General features: G+C 31.9%; 1 protein-coding gene. It reads right to left on the bottom strand.

The window, feature by feature from the left end; genetic code table 11:
* A partial coding sequence (locus L1D50_RS23110) for a hypothetical protein (RefSeq protein WP_239966947.1) occupies window positions 1-823 on the bottom strand: 823 nt, incomplete at its 3' end.
* Between the last annotated feature and the right edge of the window lie 80 nt (window positions 824-903).

Below are 903 nucleotides of genomic sequence, written 5' to 3'. Positions count from 1 at the left end.
GAGTTAAATTAGTGCTTAATTCTTTTTCTGTTATTTTTCTTAGCGAGCTCAAAAAGCTATCTTGTAGATAATTTTCGTCAAGGCTTGTTATCCAAGGTAATTCAATTTCAATCTTTTCTGACAACTCCGTTGAATAGGAAAGCCCAACTTGTATTTCATCTGATACTTGAACGATAGTATTTAATAACTGTTCCAGCAGATATAAGTTTCCTTTCCAGTCTAGATCTTTGAGTAGACTGGGAAGTCTTAAGGTTTCTAATTTAAAAACGAATTTAGCTCTAAATGCCTTTCTGCCAAATGTAAAACTGAAGTGGTTTATCCTAGTGCATTCTAAACTAGGAAGTAACTCTTTTGTTTTATTTAAAAACTCAGGAGCTAAAAACTCAGATGCGTTAATTATAAATGAGCTTAATAGGCTAAAGTCAGAAAACTGACAATGTTGTGTACTTACACAAAATGTTGGAACTGTGCTATATCGACCCTCTTCATAGTCAAAACTAAACCATATTAAATTCACTAGTTTATAAGCAGGGGATTGCTTCCTATTATTTATAAAGTCATTTATTCTTAGGGCGTATTTATTTGGGGTTTTTTGATTTATATAGGATGAAACGCTATCTAAATTATGAGAAGAGCAATAATAACATACTAAAAAGTCAACAGGATCTTCAAACTGATCAATTCTGTTTTCAAAGCATATAGCGTGTATATTTTCAGGGATTTCACTGACAATTGTCTGAAGCTTTTCTAATACGGTATTATTGAGATGTTGAACCTCACTATCAAGTGCAATGCTGTAAAGCTCACTTTTACTATATTTCATGATGAATGCGGGTGAAATGCCAATTTAACTTAATTTTGGTTTATTTTTTGTGCATGATGTCAACAATATTAGAGATTGAC

Source organism: Pseudoalteromonas sp. Isolate6, assembly GCF_022398435.1.
GTDB lineage: Bacteria > Pseudomonadota > Gammaproteobacteria > Enterobacterales > Alteromonadaceae > Pseudoalteromonas > Pseudoalteromonas galatheae.
This window is presented reverse-complemented; position numbering and strand designations above follow the sequence as displayed.